16 protein-coding genes are annotated in these 18,238 nt (G+C 32.8%); 3 read left to right on the forward strand and 13 right to left on the reverse strand.

The features are described from left to right. Window positions 1–82: 82 nt before the first annotated feature. From ATE84_RS09360 to ATE84_RS09405, 10 genes are all read right to left on the reverse strand, one after another. Window positions 83–871: a hypothetical protein gene (locus ATE84_RS09360; RefSeq protein WP_101447712.1), complete on the reverse strand. Its 789-nt coding sequence runs from the start codon at window positions 869–871 to the stop codon at window positions 83–85. Between the two features lie 122 nt (window positions 872–993). Continuing rightward, window positions 994–1,722: a hypothetical protein gene (locus ATE84_RS09365; protein ID WP_101447713.1), complete on the reverse strand. Its 729-nt coding sequence runs from the start codon at window positions 1,720–1,722 to the stop codon at window positions 994–996. Window positions 1,723–1,834: 112 nt separating this feature from the next. Then, a complete protein-coding gene (locus tag ATE84_RS09370) occupies window positions 1,835–2,905 on the reverse strand; it encodes a DUF6620 family protein (protein WP_101447714.1) in 1,071 nt (356 codons plus the stop codon). A 34-nt stretch (window positions 2,906–2,939) separates the two neighbouring features. Continuing rightward, entirely contained in the window at window positions 2,940–3,977 is a 1,038-nt protein-coding gene (locus ATE84_RS09375; protein WP_101447715.1) for an SPFH domain-containing protein, read from the reverse strand. Between the two features lie 20 nt (window positions 3,978–3,997). Further along, the gene (locus ATE84_RS09380) at window positions 3,998–4,762 is read right to left on the reverse strand and encodes a hypothetical protein (protein ID WP_101447716.1); all 765 of its coding nucleotides are present in this window, start codon (window positions 4,760–4,762) and stop codon (window positions 3,998–4,000) included. A gap of 17 nt (window positions 4,763–4,779) precedes the next feature. Next, window positions 4,780–4,983: a hypothetical protein gene (locus ATE84_RS09385; RefSeq protein WP_101447717.1), complete on the reverse strand. Its 204-nt coding sequence runs from the start codon at window positions 4,981–4,983 to the stop codon at window positions 4,780–4,782. A 110-nt stretch (window positions 4,984–5,093) separates the two neighbouring features. Continuing rightward, on the reverse strand, window positions 5,094–5,777 hold the full coding sequence (locus ATE84_RS09390) for a Lipl32 family lipoprotein (RefSeq protein WP_101447718.1): 684 nt from the start codon (window positions 5,775–5,777) through the stop codon (window positions 5,094–5,096). Between the two features lie 47 nt (window positions 5,778–5,824). Beyond that, window positions 5,825–6,436 (reverse strand): SIMPL domain-containing protein, encoded by a 612-nt coding sequence (locus ATE84_RS09395; protein ID WP_101447719.1) that lies wholly within the window; start codon window positions 6,434–6,436, stop codon window positions 5,825–5,827. A gap of 31 nt (window positions 6,437–6,467) precedes the next feature. Next, the gene (locus ATE84_RS09400; RefSeq protein ID WP_101447720.1) at window positions 6,468–6,809 is read right to left on the reverse strand and encodes a zinc-ribbon domain-containing protein; all 342 of its coding nucleotides are present in this window, start codon (window positions 6,807–6,809) and stop codon (window positions 6,468–6,470) included. Window positions 6,810–6,901: 92 nt separating this feature from the next. Next, window positions 6,902–7,321 (reverse strand): hypothetical protein, encoded by a 420-nt coding sequence (locus ATE84_RS09405; protein WP_101447721.1) that lies wholly within the window; start codon window positions 7,319–7,321, stop codon window positions 6,902–6,904. Window positions 7,322–7,587: 266 nt separating this feature from the next. Here ATE84_RS09405 and ATE84_RS09410 point away from each other — a divergent pair, with 266 nt between their 5' ends. Then, on the forward strand, window positions 7,588–11,649 hold the full coding sequence (locus ATE84_RS09410) for a gliding motility-associated C-terminal domain-containing protein (protein ID WP_101447722.1): 4,062 nt from the start codon (window positions 7,588–7,590) through the stop codon (window positions 11,647–11,649). A 3-nt stretch (window positions 11,650–11,652) separates the two neighbouring features. Then, window positions 11,653–12,579 carry a type IX secretion system membrane protein PorP/SprF gene (locus tag ATE84_RS09415; RefSeq protein ID WP_101447723.1) on the forward strand — a complete coding sequence of 309 codons (927 nt, stop codon included), beginning with the start codon at window positions 11,653–11,655 and terminating at the stop codon, window positions 12,577–12,579. A gap of 151 nt (window positions 12,580–12,730) precedes the next feature. Here the strand turns inward: ATE84_RS09415 and ATE84_RS09420 are convergent, their stop codons facing one another. The 3 genes from ATE84_RS09420 to ATE84_RS09430 all read right to left on the reverse strand — a co-directional run bounded on the left by ATE84_RS09420 (window position 12,731) and on the right by ATE84_RS09430 (window position 16,959). Further along, window positions 12,731–13,375 (reverse strand): response regulator transcription factor, encoded by a 645-nt coding sequence (locus ATE84_RS09420; protein WP_101447724.1) that lies wholly within the window; start codon window positions 13,373–13,375, stop codon window positions 12,731–12,733. A gap of 76 nt (window positions 13,376–13,451) precedes the next feature. Then, window positions 13,452–15,611, reverse strand: a complete 2,160-nt coding sequence (locus tag ATE84_RS09425; protein WP_101447725.1) for a tetratricopeptide repeat protein — start codon at window positions 15,609–15,611, stop codon at window positions 13,452–13,454. Between the two features lie 67 nt (window positions 15,612–15,678). Beyond that, window positions 15,679–16,959: an exo-beta-N-acetylmuramidase NamZ domain-containing protein gene (locus tag ATE84_RS09430; protein WP_101447726.1), complete on the reverse strand. Its 1,281-nt coding sequence runs from the start codon at window positions 16,957–16,959 to the stop codon at window positions 15,679–15,681. 8 nt (window positions 16,960–16,967) lie between these two features. On the opposite strand from ATE84_RS09430, the gene ATE84_RS09435 reads away from it, so the two are divergent. Beyond that, window positions 16,968–18,209, forward strand: a complete 1,242-nt coding sequence (locus ATE84_RS09435; protein ID WP_101447727.1) for an ABC transporter permease — start codon at window positions 16,968–16,970, stop codon at window positions 18,207–18,209. The last annotated feature ends 29 nt before the right edge of the window (window positions 18,210–18,238 follow it).

An 18,238-nucleotide genomic window follows, 5' to 3' on the forward strand; every position in this document is an offset into this window, starting at 1 on the left:
CTAAAACTCAGAATATAAAGATGAGAGATATAGGTTTTGAGGTTATACTTAAAAAAATTATCTTTTAAGAGCTATCCTTATATTACATCATTTTTTCTAACTCAGGAAGCTTGGTGTTAATTTCGGTTTGTCTTTTCTTGCATTCCACAGATTTATTACTTTCGGGATGATTGGCAAGAAAATTGTTGAGAGCCATTTGCATATCTTTGAGGTATCTTATTTTTAGAGATATTTTTTCTGCTTTTTGGTATTTTTGCCATGCTTCTTCAACATATTCATATTCTAATTCTTGTTGTTCTAATTGTTTAATTTCTTTCCATTTTGGTAATAAATCCGCTAATTTTTGAGAATTTGGAAAAGCTTTAATCGCATCTTCAAGATCGGGAACAGCAGCATACGCTGGCTTTAAGTTAGTGTCAGAAAAGAAAGTGATAGCTTGTTGTTCAGAATCTCCAAGGAAAACAGTAAGAATTTCATCCCATCCATTCAAAATAAATAAAAAACTGCCATCAGGTATTGTCTTATCAGTAGTAAGCTTATACATGTTTTCTTTTTCTAAAGGTTCTATACTGAAATTTATAGTTTCATTAAACCCACCTAAAGCTAATTTTCTTGCTTTGACTACAAGAGATGAACTTTTAAAATTATTCCAGTATAGTATAAGCTCTACCTTATTATTTCCTCTTAGTATCGATGGAGCCTTGTTAAGATCTTTAAACTCTGGGAAGTTGGTGTTATTGAGTGTTACAAATTTGATGTAGTCATCATTACTTTTAATATATACTCCAAAATCTTTTAGTTTTTGTGCACAAATATTAAAACTACTTATTAGTGTAAGAACTGTGATTAAGATTAAATTTTTTGCTTTCATCTTTTTTTAATTTTATAGGAGTATTATATAAAGCTTATTATTACATCTTTATATGATATTAAAACGGTTAATGCGTATAATACCTTATTTCCATATGAAATAGACCCATCGTGTTTTTGCTGTCACATCATTTTTTCTAACTCAGGAAGTTTGGTGTCAATTTCGCCTTGCCTTTCTTTACATTCTTCAGATTTATTACTTTCAGGGTGATTAGCAAGAAAACCATTAAGTGCCATTTGCATATCTTTAAGGTATCGTATTTTTAGTGAAATTTTTTCAGTTTCCTGATATTTTTGCCATGCTTCTTCAACATATTTATATTCTAATTCTTGCCGCTCTAATTGTTTAATTTCTTTCCATTTTGGTAATAGATCTATTAATTCCTGAGAATTAGGAAAAGCTTTAATTGCATCTTCCAGATCAGGAACAGCAGCATATGCTGGCCTTAAACTAGTATCAGAAAAGAAAACGATGGCTTCTTGTTCACTATCTCCAAGAAAAACGGTTAAGATTTCATTCCATCCTGTCGAAATAAATAAAAAACTGCCATCAGGTATTGTCTTATCGGTAGTAAGCTTATACATGTTTTCTTTTTCTAAAGGCTCTATATTGAAATTTATATCTTCATTAAACCCTCCCAAAGCTAGTTTTCTTACTTGTGCTAACAGGGATCCACTTTCAAAATTTTGTAGATATACAATAAGCTCTATTTGATCATTTTCTCTTAGTACCGATGGAACCTTGTTAAGGTGTTTAAACTCTGGAAAGCTGGTGTTGTTGAGTGTCACAAATGCCAGATAACGATCTTTACTTTTAATATGTACTCCGAATTGTTTGATATTATTTTCCATGATTATTTTTGTTTTCAAAAACAAGATGACCCGATTTCACCATTCAAGTAATGTAATGTTGTGGGTTTCTGATGAATCTCAGGCCATCTATACATAAAACTTTGGTTTTCTTTTAAAAATCGATGTCGTCTCCTGCTTTTTCTGAAGCAAATTCGGCATTATATTTTTCCATTAATTCTCCCATTTTTAATGCCATGCGAGTATCTGTAGCCATTTTGGGAGTCCAATGCATACCTACAGAACTCCAATCGGTAACTGTAAGTCCATATTCTTGTAAGATTGAAGCAGCATCTTTTCCTTGTGCCGCTCCCATATTTTGATGACACATAACTTTAATATAAAGTTCGAAATCTTCATAAATATCATTGTTTCCGGCAGGAGAACCAGTTTCAGATTCTTGATTGGTTCCTGCATCTGCAAATTTGCCAATGTTCGAATTCATAAAAGCATCACCATATACCTTAGAAATCGCAAAAGTTGTATCCTGAGACATTCTTGCAGTCCATTCTGCAGATACTTCATCCCAGATTGGTTTTTCTGTTCCTACAATTTTAAGTACTTCTTCTAAATCCATACCACCAGCTATTTTTGCATTGGCAGCAGCCCAGGTTTCCATATCAATACCATTTATAGGATCTAATAATCCACCAGCTTCTGCTGCTTCTATATGAGTATCCATTTGAGCATCTAGCTTGGCTTTTTGCTCTTTTAAAAAGTTGTCAGCATCGTCGTATGCTTTTTCTTCAGCAGAATCTAGTAACGATATTCCCCATAAAAAATGATCTTCATCAGAGAATCCATATTCATGAATCTGATCATTAAATTCTGAAAGGTCACTATTTTTAAGGTTTTTGATATCATTAAGAATATTGGTAGCATCATCATGAGAAAGCTCACGAACCTGCTCTGGCATTTCGAGTTTATTTACATACCCATATCTTCTGATACCGGACTTAAATTGGTTATTAAGATCCACCCAATGTGGTTCATTTAAGTTTGGTTTAAATGGCCAAACATCATAATCTTCATCATCTTCAAGATCCTGAAAAGAAAGATCTGCACATGGCCATGTTGTGTAATCATAATTATGCCAATCCATACGACCTAGGATCGTTAGGTACCCTCTATATTCGTCTTTTTGCTTTCCTGAAACGTCTTGATGTAATTCATTAACTGTACTCATAATGTATAATTTTTAAAGATTTATTTTCTGTTTTTTAGAATTGAGATAATATTTCCTGTTTCTTCAGTTTGTATTCCTGTTCGTCGATTAGGCCAGCATCAAATATTTTCTTAAGTTTTTCTAATTTTTGTACTGGGTCGTCGTTTTGAGGTTGAGATTCAGGTTGAGGAGGAGTATTCTGTTGAGGTGTAGATTGTTGACCTTGATTGTTCATCATATTTCCTAGCATTTGACCCATTCCTAGTCCAGCTCCCATTTGCATACCGATATTACCACCACCTTCGTTTTTTGCCATATTTTTTAATGCTTCGAGTTGTTGATAATCCTGGTAGCTTACCCCAAGTTCTTTCATTGCCTGGGCTTCGGCACTCATATCTGTGATTCGACCAATTCTTGTTTTAGTTTCTTCATCAAAACTGGTTCCTTCTATTCTAAAGTCAAGTAGTTCAAAACCTAGCTCATTAAAGATTTGCGCACTCGAATTCTGAGAGAATGCTGCAATTTCATTACGATGTTTATCAATTTCTACATAGCTAAATGAAGCGTTGGCAAGAAAATCACTGATAGGTTGGGTAATTCTGGATAGAATAACTTTTTGTATCGCTTTTACAGGATAGTAGTCGTCACCTGCAATAACGTTGATGAAAAAATCAACTGGTTTAGTAATTTTGAAAGAAAAATTACCAAAAGAACCTAATCCCACAGGGAAGTTATAAACGGGATCTTTATAGGTAATAGGAGAAGGGGTTCCCCACCGTATATTTTGCATTTCTGCTTTTCTATAGAAAAAGATACCTACTTTATGGGAAGACTCAAAGGTATACATGATACTTTTGATGGTCGTCCAAAAAGGAATATTACCCGTTTTAAGATCGTAAAGCCCTTCTTCTTCAAAAACGCCTTCTACTTTGCCCTCGTATACAAAAAGACATCCTTGTCCGGGCCCTACGATCAATTTTGAAGCATTTTTAATTTCGTCCCCGTTTTCTGTCCATTTTTCAAAAAGAGTTTCGGGTTTTGGGTTTTGCCATTCGATTACCGAACGTAATTGACTTCTAAATGAGTTTGACATATTTTTTTCTTTTAGGATTACTAGTAGTTAGTTAAAAATGCAATTTTAGCTTTAAGATCTTTTTCATACCTGTCTTTATAATCTGGTATGATTTCGATTCTTTTTTTTAAGTAGGTTTCTACATATTTTTGATATAGAGGGGTTAATTCATCGGTACCATACGTTTCTGAATCTTGTATATAATTTTGAAACTTAAGTTCTTCGTAATGCAGATAATATTCTAAAGCGGCCTCTTCTCCAAGAGCATGAATAGCAAAATGTTCGATGTTTCTGGCTTTAGTTCCTGGTTCGAACGTATTTACTGTCTGACAATATTCACAAGTGCTGTAATAGGATCTAAAAAAATTATCTTTTACCGGGAGTTTAGCTTGACATTGGGTACAACAAAAATCTTTGGATAAAGTATTCTTTACTTCTTTCAGTAATTTTTTTGCAGCATCTGCGAAAATTTTAACCTCGTAGGATTTTAGTTTTTGTTCAAGTTCAAATTTTGTTAAATATCCTTTATCTCTTTCTTGTATAAATTTTTTAGAACCAAATTCTGCTCCTGCATCTTCAAAGGCTTCTTCAACCTTATCTTCCCATGTACTGTCTATTTTCCAGATAAGCTCATTGGCTTGAGAATAGATTCCTTGCCAGGCGTTATGAAATGTAGTAGTTTCAAAATCGGTGGCTTCAAATAACAGTGGTAATACAGCTTCTGTTTTCTCCAATATCTCCTCGAATCGATCTTTGATTTTTTTAAGGAAACCGTCCCATCTGTTTTGTGTTTCACTGAATGACATATTTTTAAAAGATTTTTTTAGTAGAATTGGTCTCCACAGAAATCACAATATTTTAGATCTGTGTCTTCTGGTCTTGCTGCTCCGCAGCTTTTACATTTTTTGGTTTCAAGACCTGCATTTGTCTTTTTATATTTTTTTGTAGAAGAGAGCGCGTTGGCCAGAATATCATCGAGAAGATTTTTTTTTTCTTCTTTAGAATTTTGTTTATCGTTTTCTTGCATCTTAAAATTGGTGGTTTAGAGAGAAGACTAAAAAAAAAGAGGTTATTCCCATATTTTTTGGTCTAAAAAACATAGGAATAACCGTAGGTGCTACTATTCCAATTTACGTTTTATAGCCCCTTTTTTAAGTCTTCGATAGTTTTTGCCATTACTACTCCTGGTAATTTGATAGGAGCCGCAACTTCTGCTAGAAAAGTACCTTTTACCTCACCAGTTTTGTATGTAGTAAAACCGATACGATACAATCCAACAGTTAGTGCTTTAAGAGGATCACTTGCTTCACTTTTATATCTTAATAGAGAGTTATAACTGCTTCCACTTGGTTGCTTTGGCATCTCACCGCTGTCATCGTTACGCTCTAAGGTAACCCAGTTAGCACTTTTTACTGCACCCTCGTTAATATTATCTTTACTAACGATATCTGAACGTTCTAAAGTAATATAGGTGTCAAAATAATCAGTTGACTTTGCATTTTCTGTATATGCTGCTGATTTTATTGCTTTTTTGATTTTAGTTTTTCCTACAGGTGACATCATTCTCACACCTAGTTCTGGAGCAACAGCAGGAACCCATACATAAATGTAATAGAATTTCTTACCGTCTTTTACTTCATCTTCGTTACCAGGAGAGGCATATCCCATATAAGATACAATATCTGTATAAGGCACTTTTATAGTTTTAGGTCCAATCTTTTTTTCGGTTAAACCGCCAAATTTCTTTAGTTTTTGTGCTTGAGTGTTGAAACTGCTTCCAAGAGCAATGACTAAGACTAAGGCTAAAATTTTTGTTTTCATTTTTATGATTTTAATTTATTAACTAATTTGTGTTACACACTTTTTTATTATTCAATTGTAAAGGTTACGGTTACAAGATGTTTTTGTATTTCATCTGGTTTATACATATTTATGTATTGCGTTCTAGAATTAGGGTTTTCAATTTTTATAATATGCCCTAATTTTTTATTGAGAAGATCTGCAGTTTTTTTAGCTTTCACTTTAGCGTCTTCAATTGCAGTGTGTGTTAAAGCAGCCAATTCTGTATTATTTTTTTCTTTGGCTTTTGCTTCGACCTGTATGATTGTTAAACCATTCATCTTCTGTTTAATGATTTCTACCATCTCTTCTTCAGAAGTTGTTACATAATTGTAATGCGAAATTTCACTTACTTGTGAGTAAGAAGAATACAGCTGATAGAGGACATTCTTTTGAAACTTACTAAAATCAACTCCTATGGATTTTAACTTATCACTGTATAATTGTTTAACCTGTGATAAGCTTTTGGGTTCGAGTTGTTGATATCCATCTGCAACAATTTGCTTTAGCGAAATGGTAAGAGAATAGGTATTAACTTCTATTTGCTTATTGGCTTCTCCTATTATCGTTATAGTTTTAGTATTTTCTTGCGATATAACAGATGTAACTGTTAGGAGTATTATAAAAACGATTTTTTTCATTTCGTAAATATTTTTTTGGTTTATCTAGATTTTACCTTAAATAAGATAGAATGGTAAGTAAAGAAATACCTGTTAATAAAATGGCTAACCCTATGAAGTGATACCATGGAGTTTTGATATCATTATTTTTTGAATATTCAAAACTCTGTATCAATTCCTGACTTTGTATCTCATTTTTTTCAAATGCTCCTTTACAATGACCGCAAACTGAGTATACTTTTTTTCCGATGGGAAAGAATGGTATCCAAAACACATGAACATATTTTTTATATCCCTGTATCCACATATTATTTTCTGTATTACAATACGGGCAATTCCCTCCTTCTAATTTTTTAGGTTGAATAGTTGAAGAACCTGTTCCAAATATGATCATAGTGTTTAGTTTTTCTAAGAAATTACAGATGTAATTATCTGTTTTTTTAATGAAAATGAACGGTTTGCGGTTTTGTATAGCTTATACTTTCTCTAGTAAGGTAAAAATGATAACACGATCATCAAAGCACCTATGATTAAACCTAAAACTCCTAGTTTACCTTGTTTAGGTGCTAATTTTTCTCTTAACTGGTTAGCTTTTTCTTTGGCTGCTTCATTTTTGGATAATACAAGTTTATTGATCATACCAAAGCCTAACATGAAACCTAGGATTGCTTCTATCGCATTTCCTGCTAAATAAACTGACCATCTAATAGGAAATGTTGCTAACCAACCTATACCTAAGATAGAACTGATTACTCCCCATACACCCCAGAAACAAAATATAAGCCCAATCCAACCTTGATATGGTTCGATTTTTTCTAAAAGCTCTTTTGCATTTGGTTTTTTAGATAATAATAATGATGGTACTGCTATAATACTTAATAAAATTAATGTGATTCCCCAAGTCATGATTTTTAGTTTTAAAGGGTTAGTACTTATTTTTTCTTTTGTGATTTTATAAATGACTTCTTATATCTATGTTTTTGATACTTGTTTTGAAGACCATAAAATCACAGTACAAAGATGAGAGAGAAGCATCAGGATGGAAACACCTTTTCTAGTGAAAAAGCATACCCTGAAAACAGGGGGACGTTTACATGTGGTAAAACCCTACTTATAGTGAGTATTAATTCTAATGGAAAATATAGTTTTGTCATAAACATTTTTTTTCAAGGATGAGAAATATAAAAAGGAATAATAAGACTTTATCATATATAGTACTGTGTACAATCTATTACTTTATAAATAGCAATAGTTTTGCCCAGCAGTTATACCCGGCAAGTTTTGATACTACTACTCTTAATGGTATTAACGGGTTTAGAATACCGGGGATTGATCCAGAATCTCAGTTTGGGGCTGAAACTACTTTCATTGGAGATATTAATAGTGATGGCTTCGAGGACATTGGCATTGGAGTGAATAATGCAGATATTGATGGATTAGATCTAGCTGGTGCTGCATATATTATTTTTGGGACAAATGTTGGTTTTCCTGCTACATTTGATATTACTACTCTTGACGGGACTAATGGATTTGTTGTTAAAGGAATAGTTGGCAGTACTCGAATGGGGAGTTCTGTTGAAGGAGTAGGAGATATTAATGGGGATTCAATTGATGATTTGATTATTCGCGCTTCAGGAATCGCTTTAGTAATATATGGAAAACCTATTGGAGACCCATTTGATGCTGAATCAAATATTAATGATATTAATGGAATAAATGGTTTTAGAATTGAAATGCGAGGAAGTGAAATTAGAGCTCTTGGAGATGTGAATGGTGATGGTAGAAATGATTTTGTTATAGGACACCCAAGTTTTTTTTCAGTCAGTGCTGGAATTGTATTTGGAAGATCAGAAAATTTCCCTTTAAGTATTGATCTTTCATGGTTAGATGGAATAAATGGTTTTAGAACCAGTTCATTTAGTAGCTCAAGAGCTGGCTTTAAAGTTGGAGGAGCAGGAGATATTAATCAAGATGGCTATAATGACATCATAATAGGAGAATGGTCTAGTGGAGGAACTCTGGCAACAGGAGGACAAAGGACACGTTTACTTTATGGAAGAGCATCTTTTGACCCATTAGAGGATTTGAATACTCTGGATGGAACAAATGGTTTTGCTATTGATAACTCGGGAGGTGGTTTTCTGGTATTTACAGGAACTTTGGGTGATATTAATAGTGATGGAGTTGATGATTTTTTCTCAGAACAAAGTGCAATTTTTGGGAAAGAACGAACTGAACCACGTTTTCCTTCTTATATACCATTAAGTAGTATTGAAGATAATACTCTTGGGTTTAGAATTCCTGGATTTTTGACTTCAGCTTCAGTAGGGGATGTAAATAAGGATGGAATTAATGACTTTATAGCTTGTTATGGGGGAAGAGGATTAGACCATGATGCCTATGTCATATTTGGAAGTACTACAGGATTTCCTGACCCTATAGATGAAAGTACTCTTGACGGGACTAATGGATTTGTTATTCCTGGCCTTAGAACATCTAATATTGGAAGGCCTGTAAGTGGTGATGGTGATGTTAATGGGGATGGGATTGCTGACTTTATCGTTGGGAGCCCCAATGAAATACCGGAAGGAAGTACAGAACGAACTGGAGAAGCATATGTGATTTTTGGTGGAGATCATTATGCAATACCATTAAATACTGGATACCCTCAAGCAATTGATGAAACTATATCTGGATTTACACTGGTTGTTAATGGACCAGAAACAGGAACGATACATTATGTTGTTTATCCAGGTAATTTTTCTGGAACTCCAGATCATGATAATATTCTAAATGGAACCGGAGCGACTACAAATGGAAATTTTCTAATGAATATTGCCAATACAGATGTCGAAGAAACAATTTCTTCACTAGCAGCTGGTACTACATATGATGTATATCTATTCTTAGAAGATGGTGTGGGAAATCAAGGGGAAATTTATCATATAGATAATGTAAGAACACTTAGCCCTACCCCTACAGTAACCCTTTCAGTTTCGTCAAATACAGGTACAGAAGCAGCTGGTACAGTAATAACGGTAACGGCTACTTCTTCGGCAGCTGTAGTAGGTGCTCAAACTATTGATCTTGCTACCACAGGAACCGGAATTACATCTTCAGATTTCATTTTAAGTAATGCGACTATTGCTATTACTGATGGGATGACCACAGGTACAGTAACTTTTACTATTGTTGATGATGCTCTTGTAGAAGGTACAGAAACAGCTACACTAACGATTAGTAATCCATCTACAGGTATTACCCTTGGAACGACTACAGCGCAAGATGTTGTTATTACGGATAATGATTCAGCACCTATCCCTACAGTGAGTCTTTCAGTTTCGTCAAATACAGGTACAGAAGCAGCAGGGACAGTAATAACAGTTACAGCTACTTCTTCGGCAGCTGTAGTAGGCGCTCAAACTATTGATCTTGCTGCCACAGGAGTAGGAATTACGGCTTCAGATTTTACCTTAAGTAATAGTACCATTACTATTCCTGATGGTATGACCGCAGGTACAGTGACTTTTACTGTTGTTGATGATACTGTTGTAGAAGGTACAGAAACGGCAACATTAACGATTAGCAATCCGTCTACAGGTATTACCTTAGGAACAACTACAACGCAAGATATTGTTATTACGGATAATGATTCAGCACCTATCCCTACAGTGAGTCTTTCAGTTTCGTCAAATACAGGTACAGAAGCAGCAGGGACAGTAATAACAGTTACAGCTACTTCTTCGGCAGCTGTAGTAGGTGCTCAAACTATTGATCTTGCTACCACAGGAGTAGGAATTACAGCTTCAGATTTCACCTTAAGTAATGCGACTATTACTATTCCTGATGGGATGACCACAGGTACAGTATCTTTTACGGTTCTAGATGATGCTCTTGTAGAAGGGACAGAGACGGCTACACTAACGATTAGTAATCTATCTACAGGTATTGCTCTAGGTACGACTACAACGCAAGATGTTGTTATTACAGATAATGATTCAGCATCTATCCCTACAGTTAACCTTTCAGTTTCATCAAATGCAGGTACAGAATCTGCTGGTACAGTAATAACGGTAACGGCTACTTCTTCTTCAGCTGTAGTAGGTGCTCAAACTATTGATCTTGCTACCACAGGAACCGGAATTACCGCTTCAGATTTCACCTTAAGTAATACGACTATTACTATTCCTGATGGGATGACCACAGGTACAGTAACTTTTACGGTTCTAGATGATGCTCTTGTAGAAGGTACAGAAACAGCTACACTAACGATTAGTAATCCATCTACAGGTATTGTTCTAGGAACGACTACAACGCAAGATGTTGTTATTACAGATAATGATTCAGCACCTATCCCTACAGTCAATCTTTCTGTTTCAACAGATACAGGTACAGAAGCAGCAGGGACAGTAATAACAGTTACAGCTACTTCTTCGATAGCCGTTGTAGGCGCTCAGACTATTGATATTGCTGCCACAGGAGTAGGAATTACGGCTTCAGATTTTGCCTTAAGTAATACGACTATTACTATTCCTGATGGGATGACTACAAGTACAGTAACTTTTACTATTGTTGATGATGCTCTTGTAGAAGGTACAGAAACAGCTACACTAACGATTAGTAATCCATCTACAGGTATTACCCTTGGAACGACTACAGCGCAAGATGTTGTTATAGAAGATAATGACGACCTTGTAATATGTACTATAAAAGCAGGGGAAGATCAAGAAATTACACAAGGGCAGGAAATACAGTTAAATGCAATCGCTTCTGATAATGGAACATATGTTTGGACACCTTCAACTGGTCTTACCAATGCTAATATTGCTAATCCTGTAGCAAGTCCAAATCAAACGACAACCTATACGGTTCTTTTTACAAGTGATCAGGGATGTATTGAAGAAGATACGGTTACAATTTATGTAGAAGCACAACCAGAAGATCAAACACGATATGGTTTTTCACCAGATGGTGATGGAATCAATGAATATTGGGAGATTTATAATATTGAAAATTACCCTGACAATAAAGTATTGATATATAATCGATGGGGAGATATAGTTTTTGAAGTTGAAGGATATAATAATACGTCAAGGGTTTTTAGAGGAATTGCTAATCGAAAGAGAAGTTTGGGAGGAGATAAATTACCCGAGGGGACATATTTCTTCAATATAAAAATAGAAGGTTCTCATAACTTAAAAAAGCAAACCGGTTTCCTTGTTTTAAAGCGTTAATTCATGAAAAAAGTATATATAATATTGATAGTTGCAATACTATCTAAAGGATTTTTGTGCCCAATATTTGGCCAGCAAACTCCGGTTTTTGCAAATTATAATTACAATACAGTGGTTATTAATCCAGCTCATGCCGGTTTTTATCCTGATTCTGATATCACTATTACAAATAGAGGATATTTGAATCAAGTAGATGGCAGTCCACGAAATTTTGGATTAACGCTCAATTCACCATTACGTTCTAATAATATGGGGCTAGGTGCAGGAGTTTTAAGTGATCAAGTTGGAGTGACTACAACCACTAATGTATTTGGAGCTTATTCGTATAAATTGATTTTTGATCATAATTACAACCGATCGAGATGGTGGTCTTACAATCCTAATGTTTTGTCTTTTGGTATTACCGCTGGAGTGATTTTTTATAATGAAGATTTGCTATCGCTGGGAATTCCTAATGATCCAAATTTTGAAAGTAATATAAATACTATTGTTCCTACTTTGGGAGCTGGTGTTTTATATAATCGAGAGCATATTTACTTTGGTGTTTCTGCACCTAATTTATTAGGGAATTCTTTGTCTTCTGAGGATAATATTAATTTAGAGAATCCATATTATGCATATACAGGGTATCGTTTTTTTGCTACACGTTTTGAAGAAGTATTAATAACTCCCAGTGTTTTGGTTAAATATGTCTCTGGAGCACCAATTCAGGTAGATATTAATGCTACTGTGAACTACAAAAATAAAATAGAAATTGGTGCTGGTTATCGAACAAGCTCTTCGATGAATTTTCTTGCAGGGTTTTATATTTCTAATCGATTACGATTGTTATACAATTACAATCAGGCATTACGAGATACACCGGTTAATAATACACACGGAATTATTTTGAGTTATCGTTTGGGTGAGGGGTTTGGGAATAAAGGGTAAACTTCAGTATTAGAGAATCTATACTTATGTTGATATAAGTAAAATATCAAAAATAGTAAAGTCAAAATTTTCTATTATAGAAAATTTTGACTTTACTATAAAACCTGATAGGTTTATAGATATGGTTTCGTTATACAAGCCTAAATTATATTTAAGGTTTTATATACTTCATTTTTAAAGCATACTTGGTTAATCCTGCCAGATTTCTAACATTAAGTTTAGCAATAAGATTTTTTCTATAACTTTCGATGGTATGTTTACTCAAAAATAATTGATCTGCAATTTCTTGAGTAGTAAATTCTTGTGCTATTAAAGTAATAACATCAATTTCTCTTTGTGTTAATTTAATTTCTTCTTGCTTTTTCTTAGAGAATTTGTTTTCCAGATAAATATCTTTTATTTCCTTTGAAAAATACTTTTCTCCTTTAAGTATGGTTTTTATAGCTTTTAGCAGCTCTTCTTTTTCAGCATTTTTTGGCACATAACCATCTACATCATGTTCAATAAGGTTATCAATCATGTCTGCATCGTTATGCATACTAACTACCAATGTTCTAGTAGGTTTTTTTCTTTCCTTTATAATTTTATTGAGAGAAATACCATCTAATTCAGGCATAGAAATATCGGTGATAATAAGGTCTATTTTTTCATCAGGATTAATTTCCAGGTATTTTGCAATATGTTTACCATCTTTGGCAGTTAATAAAATATTGTATTCTTTTTCTGAGTTAAGAATGCTTAGTAAACCATCCAAGAACATTTTATGGTCATCTGCAATTATTAAATTATATTTCATTGGTTTATTATTTTTGTAATTAGGTTTAGATGAAATTTGCTATACACAACCCTAATCCTGTTTACCAATAGGTAGTCTAGGATCTATAGCTTACTTTACCGTTAATTGCTGTTAATGCTGGAACTTCTATATCTATAATAGTACCTCTATTAATTCTGGAATCAATATGAAAAGTACCAGATATTTTTTTTAATCGATTTTTAATATTCTCAAAACCAAGTCCAGTAGCCTTGTTTTTTGCGTTAAAACCAATACCATTATCTTCGAATAGTACATTTATCATATTTTCTACCAGATTTAATTGAAGTTCTACAGAAGTGGCTTTGGCATGTTTGATAGTATTGGTAATAAGTTCCTGAACAATTTTAAAAATTTCGATTTGCAAGGTTTCGTCTAAAAGATCAATTTCTGTTCTTGGGTATGCCACAAAAAAAGTACTTAGACTAGTCGTACCACCAATATTATTAAAATACTCTTCAAGTACATCACAAAAGTTATTTTTACTAAATTTTTTAGGTATTAAGTTATGTGATAAGTTACGCACCTGCTCATAAGTGTCATCTAATTGGTTGTTAATTGTTGTTATTGTTTTTCTATTTCCATTAAGTACAGTGTTATTCAATTGTAACTTTATAGCAGCAAGATTACCACCGATACTGTCGTGTAACTCCAACGCAATACGTTTTCTTTCTTTGTCCTGACCTTTAATAGACGCTTTAATTAGTTTTAACTCCTGATCTTTTATTAGAGAAGAAATTTTTTGTTCACTTATTTCTTCTTGTTTTTTATTTAATTCACTCTGAGCCTGAAGTTTTTGATAGTATGTAAACAATAAACCAATAACCGGGATAAGAAGAACCAAAAAAGAGTACAAGATACTATTTTTAATACTTTTTTGTCTGGCTAATTTAGATTCTTGAATCTCTTGATCTTTTTTTAGCAATCTAATCTCATTAAGTTTTTTTTCTGAAGCATTCTGAAAAGATAAAATCTTGTTCTGAGTTTCTTTTTTTTCAATCTCTTGTTGTAATTTAAGATTTTTGATTGCTTCTTCTTGATTTCCTAAATCCAATTTTCGATTTGCATTTTCAACTTGCAGGACTTTTATTTCTTTTTCTTTTTGAAGAGTATTAAATTTCACTTCTAGTTCATTAAGATCTTTGCTCTTTTGTAATTTACTTATTGAATCTTTGATCTTTATCTCTTTTTTAAGACACAAATAGGCATCTTTATAATTTTTCTGAGTTACAGCAGCTTCTTTGAGATTATTATATATTATAATCTGTTTATCAAGAAAGCCTAACTTTTCTGAAATAGATAAGGCTTCATCATAAGATTTTTTAGCTTCACTATATTTTTTTTTATCTTGATAAACTAAACCGATATTAGTTAGGATATCAATAAGTGCTCTATGAAATTCTGTTTCCTTGGCTATAGGATATGCTTTATAATAATACTCAATAGCTTTGTCGTAATCTCCCATAAGGTGATATAAAGCACCTATATTTTGTAAAATTGAAGTTTTTATTCTCGAAGCTTCTTTGTTTTTGAAAAAATCAAGAGATTTTTTTAAGTAAGACATCGAAACTTTATAATTATCTTTAGAAGCATATGCATTGGCAAGATTATTATAAATCATAAATGTAAAATCCGGCTTTTCTTTATACTCCAAACAAGTTTTAAAAAGCTTTATTGAATCATCATAGTTGCCCAGTTTGAGTTCCATCATTGCCAAATTATGTAATTTTACATAATATTGCCTTTTTGTCTTAAATTTTTTGACGATCTCTAACCCTTTTAAATGCCACTTTTTGGCCTCTTCAAATAGGCCTTTGTGAGCATATGAAAGCGCTATTATATTATATGCAAATGATTTTCCTTGTATGAAGATTGAATCATTTCTTTTACCAATGATTTGTAATGTCTTGTTTCCGTAGAATAAAGCAGAATCTCCCAAATTTCTTTCATTAAAATAAACTCCGAGATTTATATAAGCTTGTAATTTTATTTTTCTGTATTTGGTTTCCTTTAAGATTTTATGACTTATAATATAAGCTGTTCTATCTTTTTTTGTATCAAGATCTTGGAATGCTTGAGAGATTATTTTTTCCTGGGCTGTATATGTTTTTGACTCTGAGTGAGATAAAGGTGTTTCTTTCTCTTTCACTTGTGCATATAAACCAATTGAACAAAAAAATAAAAAAACCGTAAATAGTTTTAGTAAAAATCTTAACATAAGCAAATGTATTAATTCTTCTGCTCGTTAATACCCCTGAAAATGGGGTTTTTATGATTTGCAAATATTATCGATAGATGAGGTATTGTTCTCTCATAATCTTAAATTTTTGGAGCCCTTCTACCCAAGTATTTCTAATTTCTTGAAAAGTGAGACCCTGTTCAATCTGCTTTTGTAGTTTTTTTGTTCCTGCATGAATAGTGAACGATTTAGTGTTAAAAAATTTTTCTTTAACAGTGGTATTGTTATAAGCGTTAATTAACCATTCCAGATTTATAGAATCTAATTGCTTATTTTTTCCTAAATCTTTTCCATAACATACTTCACCTCTGTGTTTAGGATATTTAGAGCCAAAATTTGGTTTAGGGATATATGCATAATCATATTTTTCTATAGCTAAGTCGGGAGAACCAAAAATTTGAAACTGTGTTTCGGTACCACGACCTGCATTTATGGTTGTACCTTCAAAAAAACCAAGACTAGGGTATAAATTGATAGCTTTATCATTAGGTAAATTGGGTGAAGGTCGTATTGGTAAACTATATGAAGCAGTATGAGTGTAGTTTTTAACAGGAATAATATTGATCTCACAGGTTAAATCTTTTCCCAACCAACCTTCGCCATTTACCATTTTTGCATATTCCCCAATAGTCATACCATGAACTAATGGTATTGGATGTACCCCCAGAAAACTTGAATGCTCAGATTCAAGCATAGGACCATCGATATAATGCGCATTAGGATTAGGCCGATCTAATATTAAAATAGGAATATTGTTTTCTGCACAAGCCTGCATTACATAATGTAATGTCGAAATATAAGTATAAAACCGAACTCCTACATCTTGAATGTCAAAAACAACGATATCTATATTGGATAAAGCTTCTTTAGATGGTTTTTTGTTTTTTCCGTGTAGAGAAAAAATAGGAAGTCCAGTTTTGATATCCTTACTATCAGCTACTAATTCTCCTGCATCAGCTTTCCCTCTGAAACCATGTTCTGGAGCAAATACTTTCTGGATTTTAATATTTCGAGATAGTAAAGAATCGACAAGATGCACATAATTTTGATTCGTTATACTATCTTTAAAGATAACAGAAGTTTGATTTCCTACTATAGCTACTTTTTTATTCTCTAAAATCGGAATATAATCATCGGTAAGATTAGCTCCAACTATAATAGGATTTTGAATTTTTGTAGTATCTTGAGCAATATATGCTGTAGAAATTGAATTTTCAATTTTTATTGAAGGAGGGGGTAAAGTTGTTTTTATTCCACTTACACAAGAAATAAAAATTATGAAAAGGAATAAAAATGTATTTTTGAATGCATTTCTAACAAAAACCATAGTTAAGCTTGAATTTCGAGTATTTTATTGCCAAACGCCTCATCAAAGGTAAGGAACATAAAAGTAGCATTTCAACTCCAATTATAAAAATTGCAATTTTTGCTATTGCTATTGGTATGATCATGATGTTAATTACGGTAGCTACTGGCGTAGGACTACAACGTAAAATAAGAGAAAAAGTTGCTGCATTTAATGGACATATATTAATTTCTAGTTTTGATAATAATAGTAGTGTAGAATCTCTTATACCGATATCTTCTGATCAAAAGTTCTACCCTGAGTTTTCTGAAGTTGAAGGAATTGTTCATATGCAAGGGGTAGCAACCAAGATGGGACTTATACGCACAGTATCTGATTTTGATGGTGTGGTCGTTAAAGGAGTGGGTAAAGATTATAAATGGGATTCTTTTAAAGAATATCTTGTAGAAGGAAGAATACCTGATTTTACAAAAGCGCTTAATGAAGAGATTTTATTGTCTTCACATATTGCAAATCGTTTAGGATTTAGTGTTGGAGATAAAGTGATTACTTATTTTTTGAAGAAAAATACAACTTCAACTTCAAAAACTTTTATAAGAGCCTTTGAGATTGTTGGGATTTATAATTCAGGATTTTTAGAGTTTGATGAAACTTTCCTTTTTGCAGACATCAGGCATGTAGTAAAAATGAATAAATGGAAACCAGATGAGATTGGTAATTTTGAAGTTTTTATTGATGATTTTGATCAAATCGATAAAAAAGGACAGGAAATCTATGAAAATATCCCCTCTACCTTGGATAGCCAGACAATCTCATTAAAATACGCTACAATCTTCGAGTGGTTAAAATTATTCGACCTTAATATTATTGGAATTATTGGAATCATTATTTTGGTTGCTGGAATCAATATGATTACTGCTTTATTGGTTTTAATTTTAGAAAGAACACCTATGATTGGGATTTTGAAAGCTTTAGGAACTAGTGATTGGAGCATAAGAAAAGTATTTCTTTATAATGCTTCATATTTGATTCTGAGAGGATTATTTTGGGGTAATCTTATTGGTATAGGCTTACTCCTTATACAAGAGCAATATGGGGTTGTAGGACTTAATCCAGAAACATATTATGTAAGTACCGCACCAGTTTATATTGATATAGGGTATATTGTGTTCCTTAATATAGGAACAATGTTATTGTGTTTGTTAATGTTACTGATTCCTTCATATATTATTGCTAAGATATCACCAACCAAGTCAATCCGTTTTCAATAATCTATTATTGCTTTCTTAAAAATTGCCAA

It is taken from the genome of Aquimarina sp. MAR_2010_214 (assembly GCF_002846555.1).
Taxonomy (GTDB): domain Bacteria; phylum Bacteroidota; class Bacteroidia; order Flavobacteriales; family Flavobacteriaceae; genus Aquimarina.